The following is a 14,556-nucleotide window of genomic DNA, read 5'->3' as shown; positions in this document are numbered from 1 at the left end:
TCCGCCGTGCCGGCAGGGGTGGCCACCAGCCGCTTCTGAACCACAAGGGGATGAACGCCCGGGGGCGATGAACCAGCACATGCCAGGCCACCCGTCTCCGGGTGATGCCTCCTGGTATCACGGACGATTTCCTCCCAAGGCCGGTCACCGCGCCCGGAGCGCCGTGGCTCGCCGCTGCGGCGGGGGCTCGCCGCTGCGACGGCGTGCCGGCGAGCGGTGTGATCCGGCGAAGGGCGGCCCGCCGCACCGGTTCGGCAGAAGCTTAGGGGCCGCCTCCCCCACTTTCATGGCGTCGTGCCGGATAAATCCGATGGCCCGGCCGAGGCCGCCTGTGGCACGGTGTGGACGTGTCCGAGCAGATCTTCCTGCCTCGCACCGTGGACGAGGCGATCGCCGCGGAGCAGGTGGGCCGTGCCCTTCGCTACCTGTACTTCTGGGGCCACCGGCCCGCCCGGGACGGAGGCGCCGGTCCCGGCTGCCTGTCGCAGTGGTGGCCGGCCGACTTCGCCGAGGACGGCCGGACCTTCGCCTCCGCCGAGCATTACATGATGGCGCATAAGGCCTGGCTGTTCGGCGACACCCAGACCGCCGAGCGGATTCTCGCCGCCGGTCACCCGGGTGAGGCCAAGAAGCTCGGCCGGGCCGTACGCGACTTCGACGAACAGGTCTGGGCCGACCGGCGGTTCGGCATCGTGGTCCGCGGCAGCATCGCCAAGTTCGGCCAGAACACCGAGTTGCGGCGTTTCCTGCTCTCGACCGCGAACCGGGTCCTCGTGGAGGCCAGCCCGTACGACCGCGTCTGGGGCATCGGCCTGGCCGCCGGGGACGAACGCGCCGCCTCCCCGGCCACCTGGCAGGGTCTCAACCTGCTCGGCTTCGCGCTGATGGCGGCCCGCGACGCCCTGGGGACCGGCTCGTGAGCGCCGGCGTTTCCGCCGCCCGGCCGTAGGAGAACCTGCCCGACGCCCACCACCGCTGGCGGCCCTGACCTGTTCGGCTTCGGGGGTCGGAGGAAGCGCCACCGGTGGTCGTCGGTGCCGTTGCCGGACCGCCGGATCACCAGGCCGCCGCCGGACGTGGACATGTTCTCCACGCCCAGCACCGGCCCGCCGGCCAGGTTCTAGCCGTTGGCCACCAATCGCCACCGGTTGTCGGCGGTTCCGTTGTCGGAGTCCTGGACGGCCTGGGCGCCGTTGGCGGTGGAGTTGTTCTGGATGGCGAGCAGCTTGCCGCTGTTCACGTTACGGATCTTGTAGGTTCCGTCGCCGTTGTCGACCAACGTCCACCGGTGGTCGGCGGTGCCGTTGTCGGCCCACTGCAGGACGCGGGCGCCGTCGGCGGTGGACATGTTCTCCACGCCCAGCACCTTGCCGCTGTTGACGTTGCGGAACCGTACGGCGTTGCCGTCGGTCACGATCACCCAGTTGTGGTCGGCGGTGCCGCTGTCGATCCACTGCAGCGCGAGACCGCCGTCGGCGGTGGACATGTTCTGGATGCCGAGGACCAGGCCGCTGGCCGCGTTGACCAGCCGGTAGCTTCCCGTCCCGCCGTTGCCCTGCCCACTGGCGTTCCAGTAGACGGTGTAGTTGTGGCCGTGCGCGTCGTAGAACGGGCCCAGGTTGACCGTCGAGCCGTTGGCCGTCGCCGTGAAGGCGAGCGCCGTGGTGCTGGTCCGGGTGATCGACCCGGTGTTCAGCGAGGGCGGCGCCGTCAGCGAGGTGTTGCCGTAGTTGCCCGACAGCACGACCGGCCCGTACGTGACCGCCGCGACGTTCGTGTTGTCGTTGGCCGCCTTCATGACCACGCGCATGGGCAGGCGCACCGTGACGGTGTCGCCGGACGTCCACGACCGGGTGACGACGGCGTACGTGCCGGGCGTGGTGCTCACGCTCTGCTGCGTGCCGTTCACGCTGATCGTGGCACCCGACGTCCAGGCGGGGATGCGGATCCGCATCGACCACGAGCCGCTCACGTTGCCGGTGACCTGCAACGTCGTGGTGTCGCTCGCGGGGTACGACGTCGTCTGGGTGACCGTGATGCCGCGCTGGGTCCAGTCCAGCGTCGACGGCATGAACAGGTTCACCGTCAGCGTGGTGCCGTTGTAGAAGTAGATGGAGTCCATCAGCCTCGTGTTGACCTCCACCCCCGTCCCCTGGCAGCACCAGAACGAGTTGTAGTCGGTGCTCCACGTGCCGCCGCCCCACGCGGGGCCCACCCCACGGCGGCCGCCCGGCTTGAGCGGGGTGAAGTAGGTGACGTGCCCGTGGCCGTCGGCCGGGTTCTGCGCGCCGATGACGTGGTTGAGCAGCGCCTGCTCGTAGAAGTCCACGTACGCGACCCGGTCGGGGTTGAGCGTCCACAGTTCGCGGGTCAGGTTGAGCATGTTGACGGTGTTGCAGTGCTCGCAGGTGTCGTTGGTGAGATATCCGGCGATCGCGTTGGGCGCCCGGAAGTGCTCGGCCTGGCTGTTGCCGCCGATCGCGTAGGTGTGCGCGCCGACGGTGATGTTCCAGGCGTTGGTGGCGATGTCCCGGTAGCGGGTCGTGCCGGTCGCCTTGTACTCCCGGGCCGCGCCGATCCACTTGGGCACCTGGGTGTTGGCGTGCAGGCCGTTCAGCTGGTCCTGGTTGGAAGCCAGTGGGTTGAACACGGCGGCGTGGTCGAACCGCTGCGCGGCGGTGAGCCACCGCGCGTCGCCCGTCTGCTGGTAGATGTCGGTCAGCACGGCGTTCATCCCGCCGAACTCGGTGCCCAGCATGTTCTGCATCTGGCTGCTACTCAGCCTGCTCGTCCGCCAGTCGACCCAGCCGGCGAGCGCCAGCAGCACGTCGCGCGCCTGGGTGCTGCCGATGAGGCGCCACACGTCGAGCAGGCCGGTCAGCGTCTTGTGGATGCAGTAGTACGGGACGTTGCCGTTGCTCAGCGTGCGGGCTTCGAGGGCGGTGAAGTCGGACTCGGGGAAGCCGGACAGGTATCCGGCGTTGAACCCGGCGGCGCCGTTGTTCGCCTGGCACTTGGCCAGTTCGGCGACCATGGACGTGGCCTTGTCCCGGCAGGTGGTGTCGCCGAGCACGGCGTACGCCTGGGCCCACGCGGTGAGGAAGTGGCCCTGCACGTGCGTGCGGAACGGGAACGACGGGGCGTCCCACCCTCCGTTGGAGGCGGCGCCGTTGGTGGACAGCCTGTGGTTGGCCCGGAAGTTGTACAGCAGCCGGTTGACGTCGACGTACTTGAGGTAGGAGAGCGTGCGGTTCTGGTTGTCCAGCCAGCGGCTCGTCGTCAGCCGCACCTGGCCCAGCTCGAACGGGTACGCCGAGACGCCGACGTCGGGCCGGGCCGGCGCGACCGCCGCTCCGGCCGCGGAGGCCCCGGCGACCTCCCCGACGGCGGAGGCCACGACGGCGACACCGGCGGCCTGGAACAGCCGGCGCCGGCTGAAGGATGAGGGGGACACGTCGCCTCCTGGGCATGCAACTTGTTAGCGTTAACAATTCCTGATGGTCCAGACGCCCGTATGGGATGACGTCGGACGTGGCACGCGGGACACCGCGCAGCCGGCGGCGCGGCCCCCCTGCCGGGGCCGCGTCACTGGCGGCGGCCCCGCCGCCCACCACCGCCCCGGCAGGAGGCCGCTCGGGGCTCAGTGTGAAAAACCGTCATCGAAAATGTCAAGACCATACCCGGAAAGTTTCCGCCGTCGCCTACAGGCCAGAACCCGTCACCTGCGCCAATGAGACAGCGGATCCGGCAACTTTCCGGAAATGGTTTGCCGCAACCATCCGCGATGAAACTTTCACCAAGGGCCGCCTCCCGGTTGCCGACCGTGCCCGGTAGTGGCAGGCGGCGGCGCGTCCGGTGGGTCAGTCGCGCCGCACACCCTTGACGGGCCGGGCAGCGTCGTATTTGCTCCGCCGCACCACCACCAAACACTCGACACGGAGGTCTGCGTCCGGCCGAATTGTTATCGCTATCAAATCGGTCCCGCTTTCGGTGGCGGTCTCCACCGGCGGTGCTCCGATCGAGGGGCGATGCGCCGGCACCACGGCGCCGGGCCCGCATGCGACCACGCGCAGGACACGGGCGGCACGCGCCGGCACTCCCCACGCACGAATTAGGAGTCAGATGCACAGGATCGGTCGATGGGCGATGGCGGCGGTGCTGGCCGCCGGGTCCCTGGTCGCGGCCGGCGGCATGACGTCGCCGGCCGCCGCGCTGGACAACGGGCTCGCCCGTACGCCCCAGATGGGGTGGAACGACTGGAACAGCTTCGGCTGCAACGTCAACGACAGCCTGATCCGGCAGACCGCGGACGCCATGGTCTCCAGCGGCATGGCCGCGGCGGGCTACCAGTACGTCAACATCGACGACTGCTGGTCGACCAAGAGCCGCAACTCCAACGGCGACCTGGTGCCGGACCCGCAGAAGTTCCCGAACGGCATCAAGGCCGTGGCCGACTACGTCCACTCCAAGGGCCTGAAGCTCGGCATCTACTCCTCGGCGGGTCTCACGACCTGCGCGGGCTACCCGGCCAGCCTCGGCAACGAGCGTCGGGACGCGGCGCTGTGGGCGTCCTGGGGAATCGACTACCTGAAGTACGACAACTGCGGCGACCACCAGGGCAAGAACGGGCAGCAGCGATACCAGGCGATGCGTGACGCGCTCGCCGCCACCGGCCGTCCGATCCTGTTCAGCCTGTGCAACTGGGGCCAGGAGAGCGTCTGGACCTGGGGCATGCAGACCGGCAACTCCTGGCGCAACACCGGCGACATCCAGGCGAACTGGAACTCGGTCATGGGCATCCTGGACCAGCAGGTCGGGCTGGAAGCGTACTCGGGGCCGGGCGGCTGGAACGACCCCGACATGCTGGAGGTCGGCAACGGCTCGATCACCGGGACCGAGGGCCGGGCGCACTTCAGCCTCTGGGCGTTGCTGAACGCCCCGCTCATCGCGGGCAACGACATCCGCACGATGAGCGCCGACACCCGGACGATCCTCACCAACACCGAGGTCATCGCCGTCAACCAGGACTGGGGCGGCCGGCAGGGAAGCAAGATCAGCGACAACGGCAACCTGGAGGTCTGGCGCAAGCCGATGTCGAACGGTTCGGTCGCGGTCGTGCTGCTGAACCGGGGCACCTCGACGGCGACGGTGTCCACCACCGCCTCCGCCCTGGGCCTCGGCGCCGCGTCCTCCTACTCGGTCCGCGACCTGTGGGCGCACAGCACCGGCTCCTCGACGGGCACGATCAGCGCGCAGGTGCCCGCGCACGGAGCCGCCATGTACGTCGTGAGCGGTGGGGGCCTGGTCACGCCGTCTCCCACGCCCACCCCGACCGGGACGGGCGCGATCAAGGGGGTGGGGTCGGGCCGATGCCTGGACGTCACCGGCGCCTCCCCGACCAACGGCGCGCAGGTGCAACTGTGGGACTGCAACGGCCAGGCCAACCAGCAGTGGGCGCCGACCGCCTCGGGTGAGCTGCGGATCTACGGCAGCAAGTGCCTGGACGTCAACAACCGCGGCACAGCGGACGGCACCAACGTGATCATCTGGGACTGCAACGGCCAGAGCAACCAGCAGTGGCGGTTCAACTCCGACGGCTCCATCACGGCCGTCGGCGCGAACAAGTGCCTGGACGCCTACAACGCGGGCACCGCCAACGGCACCAAGCTCATCATCTGGACCTGCAACGGCCAATCCAACCAGCGCTGGACCCGCGTCTGAGAACCCGTACCGGCGCCGGGCATTTCACCGCCCCGGCGCCGGTCCTTCCCGGGCTCCCCTTTCGGAGGTCTCGTGCACCTCACCCGACATCGGCGACGTACACCGTCAGCAGTGAATGGCCGGGTGGTTTCGGCGCTAATGTGAGCGTTAACAACCTGGGTGACCCGGTGAACGGCTGGAAGCTGACCTGGTCGTTCCCCGCCGGGCAGACCGTCACCCAGCTGTGGAACGGCACCTACACCCAGTCAGGCTCCCAGGTCACTGTCGGCAACGTCGACTACAACTCCGCCCTCTCGAGCGGCGGCAGCGCGAGTTCCGGCTTCAACGGCGTCTTCAGCGGCAGCAACCCGGTGCCGTCGAGCTTCGCTCTCAACGGCAGCGCAGGCCGGTGAGGCCAACCTGTTCAACATCGGCCAGGACACCCAGCCCTGGTACCCGGCCGGGTACTGGTTCTGGAACCTGCGGATGATGATCCAGGCCAACCTGCCGGCCGGGGCGTTCCCGCTGAACTCGCCGATGTTCACCCTCTATCGAACCAACCTGAGCAACATCACCGCCTGGACGAAGGCGCGCTATCCGGGGCACGACGGCATCTGCGTGCCGGAGACCATGCGCTTCAACGGCAACGGCTCCTGGTATTCGGGCAACGAGTCCTGCGACTCGACCATCGCGCCCTCGTACAACTCCCAGACCGTCACCTCCGGCGCCGAGATCGGCCTGTGGGTCTGGCAGACCTATCTGGCCACCGACGACCGGGCGTTCCTGTCGGCCAACTATCCGATCATGCGGGACTCGGCGAAGTTCCTGCTGTCGCACGCCAAGACCGGGGGCGACGGCCTGCTGCACACCCACTCCAACGCCCACGAGACGCAGTGGTCGGTCGACGACCCGATCACAGACGTGGCCGCGATGCAGGCGCTGTTCCCCGTGACCGTGCAGGCGGCGCAGACCCTGGGCGTCGACGCCGACCTCGTCAGCAGGCTCCAGGCGGCGATCCCGAAGATCCGGCCGTTGCCCAGGACCGACTTCAGGCAGACCCAGGTGCCCGGCCCGTCCTCCGTGGAGCAGATGGGCGTCACCGCCGCAGCGGTGACCGAGGGCTTCGTGCAGAGCTACGACGGCATCGTGCGCATCGCCCCGGGCTGGCCGACCGGCTGAGACGCCGACGCGACGTGTACATCCGGCACAAGGGCAAGGTCCACGTCCAGATCCGCAACGGCACCTTGGTCACCGTCGCGGTCGAGGCGGGCGCCGACCAGAACGTCACCGTCCGCAACCCCTGGCCGGGCCAGAACGTCACCGTCGTGGACGGCGGCGGCGCCACCGTGCTCGCGAACCAGACCGGCGCCACCATCACCGTCCCCGCGCAGGCCGGCACGTCGTACCTGATCCAGCGCGCCTCGGCGCCCACCACCTCCCTGCCCTTCTGGCCGGTCGGCGGCAGCCCCGCGACGGCCGCCAAGCATCTGGGCAACCGGAGCATCGGACTGTGACCGGCCCCGGTCCCCGGCACTGAGCCACTCCTCCTGCACCGACCTACTCCTCCTACGCAGGGCCGCCGCCTCCTGGCGGCGGCACCGGATCGGATAGACGCTGATCGCCCTGGCCGGGATCGCTTATACGGGGAGGGCGTCTCCGGGGAAGCCGTGGCACGGGTGAACCTCGCAGCGCAACATCCCGGCTCGAACGCAGGGATCCCCGGCCATGATCTCCGCGGCTTTCTCGGCCGGCACGGTCATGATCGCGACGCCGGCCACGGTGTCGGAGGTGACCGGGCACAGGATCGCGATCACCCCCTCAGCGCGCAGCGCTACCATGCGTCGCTGGTGTTCGAGCTCGATCGCGTCCGCGCCGTCCATGGTCCGCTCCGGCCCCCACTCAAGGAGCGCCAGGCTGTAGGGCTTCGCTGTCGCGGCCAGAGCCCGAATCTGTTCGTCGGTCACGGTCGTGCTCATGATGTCTCCTTACTTCTCGATGCGCTCGGCCAACGAGACGATGATTCCTTCGGGCCCGCGGACGTAGGCCATCCGCCACACGCCTTCGTATTCGCCGACGCCTCCCACCAGGCCGTAGCCGTCGGCTGCGGCGTGGTCGACCGCGGCTTGGAGGTCGTGCACCTCGAAGGCGACGTTCCGCAGGCCCAGCTCGTTGGCCGGCGCGGCAGGCGAACCCGGGAGGTGGTCCGGCCGCGTGAAGCTCGAGAGCTCCAGCGTCGTACCTCCGCCGGGCGCTCGCAGCATGACGATCTCGGTGCGGGCGCCGGTCATGCCGATCACCGTGTCCAGGAACTCGCCTTCGACGGCCATCTTCCGATCGGCCTCCAGACCGAGGCTGACGAAGAACGCCGTCACGGCATCGAGGTCGGCGACGGTGATGCCGACGTGGTCGAAGCGCCTAACGAATGTCATGGGATCCCTCTCGAGTTTCTTTAAGAGACTCCGAGAAAGGTAACACCCTGAGTTTCGTAAGGGAACCCCAATTGCCGGATTGCTGCCATGCAGCGAACGCGGTCCGGGGAGATGGCGTGTTCCATCGCGCGCACCTTAGACGTGATCGACGAGCCCTGGTCGGCGCTGATTCTGCGCGACGTGTGGGCCGGGTAACGGACCCCTGCAGTCCGCGCGCCGCCGCACGGGGCGAGGCTTCGGGCACCGGTGGACCGGCCCCATGCCCCAGCGTCCCGACATAAGAGGGCCTGCGCCGTGAGGGGCAGCATGCGCGCGGTGCTGCCGCCCTTTACGTCGTAGATTCCGAAATCTCCGCGCGGAGCGCTTTGTACCGCGCCCCCGGGCGCCGAGACAGCGGCGACCCGGCGTATAACAGGAAATTTCGGTGTGCCAGTCGATCTGCGCCGCGATCGCTACGCTCCCATGATCAACCGCGAGGCACGGAGAGCAACGTCATGGGCCAGCCCCCCCTACCCGCCCAACCAGCAGCCATACGGGCACCCTCAGCAGCCGTACCAGCCCCAACCCTACGGGCAGCAGCCGTATCCGCCCCAGCCGTACCCCCAGCCCCATCCGCCGATGCCACGCAAAAGCGTGACCAAGCACCGGGGCCTGTCGGCCAAGTCGCACGTGTTCCACCTCGCGCTGACCGTCTGCACCTGCGGCCTGTGGGGCTTTGTGTGGTTCGGCCTGTGGATCTACCGACTGATCGTGCGCCGCAGGGAGGTCACCCGTCACTACTACTGACCGGAGTCCCGCCTCCTGAGCCCCCGCTTACCGGGGGCTCACGCATATCCGGCCCGGCAGCCCTTTATCGTGGTCTCACGCGTCCTTCGCGGCGCGGTGGCGACTCCCTGCGGGCCGAGGATCCCAACGCTCTCGCCTCGCGTCCTGCCCGCCCCGGGCCGGGGGCTTCAGTGTCAATACTTGCGCAGCATTTTGGTCATCTCGGTGACCACCCGCTGGCGGGATTCGGCCTTGCCGCGGGTGGCCTCGGACACATGGTTGATCCACACGTGCCAGGCATCCTTGCCGATGATCCTGTAGAGGATGCCGTTCTCGCGCTCGTCACTGAAGATCCATTCTGGCAGCCTGTAATTGCCGTACTCCTTGGAGGAGCCGGCCATGTTCGGCACGGTCGTCACCCCGACGCCGTACAGGACCGCGGCGCAGACCTGGCAGACCGGGTTGGTTAGGGCGGTGAACTGGCCCGAGCCCAGGTCCTCATCGTTGTTGTATGCCTGGTTCAGGCAGTCCACCTCGCCATGGAAGGTCGACTGCGACCGGCCGTTGTAGGCGGTTCCGTTGAAGGTCATGGTGCAGGCCGTCGCCTGCCCGGGGTTCATCGGCTGGTTGAGCGAATGCATCTTGCCCGGCACCTCGGTCTTGATGTACTCGGCCCATCGGGCCGCGACGACCGGGGCCGCCTGCTCCAGCGGCGTTCTCGTACTCCACCCGTTCGTGGCCTCTCCTCCGCACGACATGACGCGCTCCTTTCGGCGGTGGGTTCCATCGAAACGTAACCACGCCATTGCGGCGAGTAAAGGGATTTGAATCCGGAAATCAGCATTTCCGATGCGCGAGAGCGACAGGAGGAAACATACGCGACCGACTACCTCGCTCACCGTTAGAGCATCCTTGTTACCTTGAGCAGGCAGAGATCATGCTCGGCGTCAGGGCGCGCCCGCCCCCACTACGAGTACCACCTCACCGCCAAGGACGCTGGTCTCGTCGAGATGCTCATGGTGATGACCCGGTGGGGTGACCGCCGGCTCGCCGGCGAGGCGGGCCTCCCCTCTGATGCCTCGCATGCCCGGAAAGGTTGCATGCCGAGGCAGAGTTGATGAGCGCGGCCCCCGGCGAGCGCGGAGCGCTCCCCGGGGGCCGTCGTCGCCGATGGGGTCAGGTCGATCGGGTCAGGGTGTGGTGAGGTCGAATCGGTTGACGGTGACGGCGCCGCCCAGGGATTGGGTGGCGTAGTTGAAGATGGCGAAGCGGTAGCCCATGAAGAACTGCCAGGCGTTGCCCATGGTGAAGGCCGGGCCGAGGGGGGTGAAGTTCACTCCGTCGGTGCTGTAGGAGAAGCGGGCCTGTCGTCCGGTGCCGGGCCGGATGTCGGCGTTGACCCGCAGCCAGATCCGCCCGCCGGACACGGCCGCGCCGGCGGCCTCGGTGCCGGTGGAGGTGGTCTGCCAGCTGCCGTTCATGGCCAGGCCGTTGGTCATGACCACCCGGGTCTGCCCGTTGTCGCGTCTGACGCCGATCCAGGCCGAGGAGTCGCGCAGCATCGCCAGACCGGCCCGGTCACCGTCGCGCATCGCCGAGTAGTCCAGCTGGATCGTGGCGGTCGAGGACGGGCCGAGGATGCGGTGGCTGAGGGTGTTGCGGGCCGAGTACAGGTCGTTGGTCACGGTGGCGGTCTGCAGCCGCAGCCCGTTGCCGACGCTGTATTTGGTGGTGTCGGGGTTGTGGTTCCACTCCCACTCGGGACCCAGCTGGGAGCCGGTGAAGGTGTCGGTGCCGGTCGGCGGCTTCACCTGCCGCGGCGGGCGCGGCACGTTCGGATAGGGGTAGGAGCCGCCCCAGGCGCCGTTCACGGTCTGCACGGTCGGCCAGCCGTCGGAGGTCCAGGTGACCGGCGCGAGCACGGGGATGCGGCCTCCGGGGTAGGCGTCCTGGAAGGCCATGTAGTACCAGGCGCCGTTTTGGGTCTGGACCAGCCCGCCCTGGTGCGGCACGCCGCCGCCGGAGACCGGGCCGCCCATGTTGAGCAGCACCTGGCGCATCTCATACGGGCCGAAGGGTCCGTTGGTGGACTTCAGCACGTACTGCCCGTTGGCCGGGCGGGTCAGGAAGATGTAGTAAGCACCGTTGCGCTTGTACATCCGCGACCCTTCCAGGGTGCCGACGCTGGAGGGGGTGGAGAACACCTGCTGGCTGCGGACCTCGCTTTTGCCGTCGGCCGACAGCTGGGCGACGCTGATCTGGGTGTTGCCGTAGGCGACGTACATGGTGTCGTTGTCGTCGACGAGCAGCCCGGCGTCGTAGTAGCACTTGTTGATCGTGGTGTGCCGGTTCCAGGGGCCTTCGACGCTGGTGGCGGTGTAGATGTAGGTCTTGCTGAAGTCGATGCAGCCGCCCCAGTAGAAGGTCTTGTTGCTCTTGCGGTAGTTCAGGAACGACGCCCAGATGCCGTTGACGTAGGCGCGTCCGCCGTTGAGGTCGTACTTGGAGCCGAAGTCGAGTTTGGGCACCGAGTGGCCGGCGTACTCCCAGTTGACCAGGTCGTAGGAACGCAGGATCGGCGCGCCGGGCGAGTAGTGCATCGTGGAGGCCGAGTAGTAATAGGTGTCGTCCACCCGGAAGATGTCGATATCGGCCAGGTCCTCCCACAACACCGGGTTGGAGTACGTCGACGACGGCGGCCACGGCCCACCCGACGGATCCCCCGACGGCGAGGCCGAAGGCGATGGTGACGGCGACGGTGAAGGCGACTGATCGGAGACGCTCCCGACGCGGACGAGCTGCCACTGCTGGTTGTTGCCGCCCCAGTCGGAGTACTGCACGATCTTGCCGCCGTCCGCGGTGGAGGCGTTCTGGACCTCGACGGCCTTGCCGCTGTTGCGGTTGATCAGCCGTATGTAGCCGCCGGACGAGTCCGCGAGCTGGAACTGCTGGTTGGTGCCGTTGTGGTCGGTCCACTGCACGACGTCCGCCGCGTCCGCGGTGGAGAGGTTGTAGACGTCGAGCACCTTGCCCGAGTGCCGCGACTGCAGGCGGTAGTAGCCGCCGCCGGAGTCGACGAAGCGCCACTGCTGGTTGTTCGCGTCGGTGCGCGACCACTGCACCAGCGACCCGCCGTCGGCGGTGGAGAAGCCGGAGACGTCGAGGGCCTTGCCGCTGTTGCGGTTCACGAGGACGTACCAGGCGTTGGTGTCGACGCTCGCCGCCGACGCCGGCGCCACCCAGGTGAGGGCGGTGGCGAGGACGGTCGCGAGCGCCGCCAGCAGACACGCGACGACGGTGGCCGGCGAACGTCGCCGGCGACCCGCCACCCGTGTGGGGGGTGAGTGCATCTTCTCTCCTGCGAAGGTGGGGGGACACGGCGGGCCGTTCCGTCCGGCGTCGCGGTGGATGCCCGCCTTCACACGGCGGACTCCCTGCATGGCGGGAATCTCCGCGGGTGGACGACCTCCGGGGTCCTGGGCGGATCCGAACGTGCGGCCTCGACGCACGACGAGCCAGGCCGGTCGCCCGATCCTGTGAGCGTTAACATCAGTCGCGAAACGTTCGCTCCTCTCTCAGGATGACCGGAGGTGGTGGTGCGCCGGAGCAAATACGACGTGTGAGCGCCTGTCAAGGCGGCGGCTTCCGCCTGTCGCCTCCGTGACGTCGATACGCCTCCTGTCACCCGGCGTGACGATCCCCGGAGACTTCGGCTGCGGTTCGCATGGCGATGAAACGTTCATCCGGACCGCGGTCGCGGCGGGCCGCCGGCCGCGGAGCCCGGAAAGTTACACCGGTTGTTGACACATCAGCGCAGCGTGGAAGAGCTCCTGCGATCCGATGAGGCGAAACTTCCCGGAAACACTCTTGACACGTTTCCGGATCATTTCCAGACTGACTCCCCAAGGCGGCCTCCTCCTGCCGGAGTCGGTGGTGTGCGGCAGGGGCCGCACTCTGTGACGCGAACAGAGCGCGTCGTCGTTCCGCGGGCAGCTCCTTCCCGCGTTTCCTCGTTCGATTCCGCAGTGGAGGCTCAGGCATGGGCGAAAATTCCTTATCCGCCGGCTCAGTCCCGGTCGGCCCAGTACCGGTCAACTCGGTGGCAGGGCGGCGACGGCTCGGCGGCGCCCGCCGGATGCTGGTCGCCGGCGCTGTCGGCGTGCTCGGCGCGGCCACCGCGCTGGCGGCGACCACTCCGGCGGATGCCGCGGCCGGCACGCTGGGCGCGGCCGCCGCCCAAAGCGGCCGCTACTTCGGCACCGCGATCGCGGCCGGTCACCTGAACGACTCGACCTACGTCGCCACCTGGGACCGGGAGTTCAACGCCGTCACCGCCGAGAACGAGATGAAGTGGGGCCCGATCGAGCCCTCCCGCAACTCGTTCAACTGGGGCTCGGCCGACCAGATCGTCAACCACGCCGTGAGCAAGGGCATGAAGGTCCGCGGTCACACGCTGGTGTGGCACGCCCAGCTGCCCAACTGGATCAACAGCGGCATGTCGGCCAGCGACCTGCGCTCGGCGATGACCAACCACATCACCCAGGTCATGAACCACTACAAGGGCAAGGTCTTCGCCTGGGACGTGGTCAACGAGGCCTTCGCCGACGGCGGCGCGGTCGGCTCGCTGCGCGACTCGATCTTCACCCAGAAGCTCGGCAACGGCTTCATCGAGGAGGCCTTCCGCGCCGCGCGGGCGGCCGACCCGAACGTCAAGCTGTGCTACAACGACTACAACATCGACGACGCCAACGCGAACAAGACCCGCGGCGTCTACAACATGGTCAAGGACTTCAAGGCCCGCGGCGTGCCGATCGACTGCGTGGGCCTGCAGTCGCACTTCGGCAACCCGCCGTCGAACTACCAGCAGAACATCGCCCAGTTCGCCGCGCTCGGCGTCGACGTCCAGATCACCGAGCTCGACGTCGGCGGCTCCGGCTCGACCCAGGCCGACGCCTACCGCCGCGTCACCCAGGCCTGCATGGCCGTGCCCCGCTGCACCGGCATCACCGTGTGGGGCATCACCGACAAATACTCCTGGCGCAGCGGCGACACCCCGCTGCTGTTCGACGGCAACTACAACAAGAAGCAGGCCTACACCTCCGTCCTCAACGCACTCAACGGCGGGACGTCGACCCCGGATCCCGGCTCCGGCGGCGCGATCAGGAACACGGGCTCGGGCCGGTGCCTGGACGTCAACGGCGCCTCCCAGACCAACGGCGCCCAGGCGCAGATCTGGGACTGCAACGGCCAGGCGAACCAGCAGTGGACCTCCACCAGCTCCGGTGAGCTGCGCGTCTACGGCAACAAGTGCCTCGACGTGAACGGTGCCGGCACCGCCGACGGCACCAGCGTGATCATCTGGGACTGCAACGGGCAGAACAACCAGAAGTGGCGCTTCAACTCCGACGGCACCCTCACGGCCGTCGGGGCGAACAAGTGTCTCGACGTACCCAACAATTCGACCGCCAACGGCGCCAAGCTCCAGATCTGGTCCTGCAGCGGCGCCGCCAACCAGCGCTGGACCCGCGGCTGACCTCGCGATGAAGGCCGATCGGAGCCGGTCCGCGCGGGTCCGCGCGGACCGGCTCGTTCCGCACGGCGGGCTCGGCGCACCGCCGCCCGCGAACGTGGCGCGCCTCTCGCACTTCCTCCTCCTCTACAC

General features: G+C 68.4%; 12 protein-coding genes. 7 read left to right on the top strand and 5 right to left on the bottom strand.

What is annotated here, in order from left to right; genetic code table 11:
• The first annotated feature begins 341 nt into the window (after window positions 1-341).
• A complete protein-coding gene (locus tag ACQPZZ_RS17890; protein ID WP_432933445.1) occupies window positions 342-920 on the top strand; it encodes an NADAR family protein in 579 nt (192 codons plus the stop codon).
• A gap of 200 nt (window positions 921-1,120) precedes the next feature.
• On the opposite strand, the gene ACQPZZ_RS17885 is transcribed toward ACQPZZ_RS17890, so the two are convergent.
• Entirely contained in the window at window positions 1,121-3,454 is a 2,334-nt protein-coding gene (locus ACQPZZ_RS17885; protein WP_432933443.1) for a beta-L-arabinofuranosidase domain-containing protein, read from the bottom strand.
• 668 nt (window positions 3,455-4,122) lie between these two features.
• Between ACQPZZ_RS17885 and ACQPZZ_RS17880 the strand changes: the two genes are divergently transcribed.
• From ACQPZZ_RS17880 to ACQPZZ_RS17865, 4 genes are all read left to right on the top strand, one after another.
• Window positions 4,123-5,721 carry a lectin gene (locus ACQPZZ_RS17880; protein WP_432933441.1) on the top strand — a complete coding sequence of 533 codons (1,599 nt, stop codon included), beginning with the start codon at window positions 4,123-4,125 and terminating at the stop codon, window positions 5,719-5,721.
• Complete coding sequence (locus ACQPZZ_RS17875; RefSeq protein ID WP_432933439.1) at window positions 5,625-6,113, top strand: cellulose-binding domain-containing protein; 489 nt, start codon at window positions 5,625-5,627, stop codon at window positions 6,111-6,113. The genes ACQPZZ_RS17880 and ACQPZZ_RS17875 overlap by 97 nt, the downstream gene beginning before the upstream one ends.
• Window positions 6,114-6,189: 76 nt before the next feature.
• Window positions 6,190-6,879 (top strand): glycosyl hydrolase family 95 catalytic domain-containing protein, encoded by a 690-nt coding sequence (locus ACQPZZ_RS17870; protein ID WP_432933437.1) that lies wholly within the window; start codon window positions 6,190-6,192, stop codon window positions 6,877-6,879.
• Between the two features lie 14 nt (window positions 6,880-6,893).
• On the top strand, window positions 6,894-7,214 hold the full coding sequence (locus ACQPZZ_RS17865) for a hypothetical protein (RefSeq protein WP_432933434.1): 321 nt from the start codon (window positions 6,894-6,896) through the stop codon (window positions 7,212-7,214).
• A gap of 123 nt (window positions 7,215-7,337) precedes the next feature.
• On the opposite strand, the gene ACQPZZ_RS17860 is transcribed toward ACQPZZ_RS17865, so the two are convergent.
• Both ACQPZZ_RS17860 and ACQPZZ_RS17855 read right to left on the bottom strand, forming a co-directional pair.
• Window positions 7,338-7,676 carry a hypothetical protein gene (locus tag ACQPZZ_RS17860; RefSeq protein ID WP_363648134.1) on the bottom strand — a complete coding sequence of 113 codons (339 nt, stop codon included), beginning with the start codon at window positions 7,674-7,676 and terminating at the stop codon, window positions 7,338-7,340.
• Between the two features lie 9 nt (window positions 7,677-7,685).
• Complete coding sequence (locus tag ACQPZZ_RS17855; RefSeq protein WP_432933432.1) at window positions 7,686-8,129, bottom strand: VOC family protein; 444 nt, start codon at window positions 8,127-8,129, stop codon at window positions 7,686-7,688.
• 618 nt (window positions 8,130-8,747) lie between these two features.
• Between ACQPZZ_RS17855 and ACQPZZ_RS17850 the strand changes: the two genes are divergently transcribed.
• Window positions 8,748-8,915 carry a hypothetical protein gene (locus ACQPZZ_RS17850; RefSeq protein ID WP_432933430.1) on the top strand — a complete coding sequence of 56 codons (168 nt, stop codon included), beginning with the start codon at window positions 8,748-8,750 and terminating at the stop codon, window positions 8,913-8,915.
• A gap of 173 nt (window positions 8,916-9,088) precedes the next feature.
• On the opposite strand, the gene ACQPZZ_RS17845 is transcribed toward ACQPZZ_RS17850, so the two are convergent.
• Both ACQPZZ_RS17845 and ACQPZZ_RS17840 read right to left on the bottom strand, forming a co-directional pair.
• Window positions 9,089-9,793 (bottom strand): hypothetical protein, encoded by a 705-nt coding sequence (locus ACQPZZ_RS17845; protein ID WP_432933428.1) that lies wholly within the window; start codon window positions 9,791-9,793, stop codon window positions 9,089-9,091.
• A 291-nt stretch (window positions 9,794-10,084) separates the two neighbouring features.
• Entirely contained in the window at window positions 10,085-12,244 is a 2,160-nt protein-coding gene (locus ACQPZZ_RS17840) for a family 43 glycosylhydrolase (protein ID WP_432933426.1), read from the bottom strand.
• A gap of 749 nt (window positions 12,245-12,993) precedes the next feature.
• Between ACQPZZ_RS17840 and ACQPZZ_RS17835 the strand changes: the two genes are divergently transcribed.
• Window positions 12,994-14,427 (top strand): lectin, encoded by a 1,434-nt coding sequence (locus ACQPZZ_RS17835; RefSeq protein WP_432933424.1) that lies wholly within the window; start codon window positions 12,994-12,996, stop codon window positions 14,425-14,427.
• Window positions 14,428-14,556 lie beyond the last annotated feature (129 nt).

Source organism: Microbispora sp. CA-135349 (assembly GCF_050947365.1).
GTDB lineage: Bacteria > Actinomycetota > Actinomycetes > Streptosporangiales > Streptosporangiaceae > Microbispora.
The sequence above is the reverse complement of the archived record's forward strand: the minus strand, read 5'-3'. Positions and strand labels throughout refer to the sequence as shown.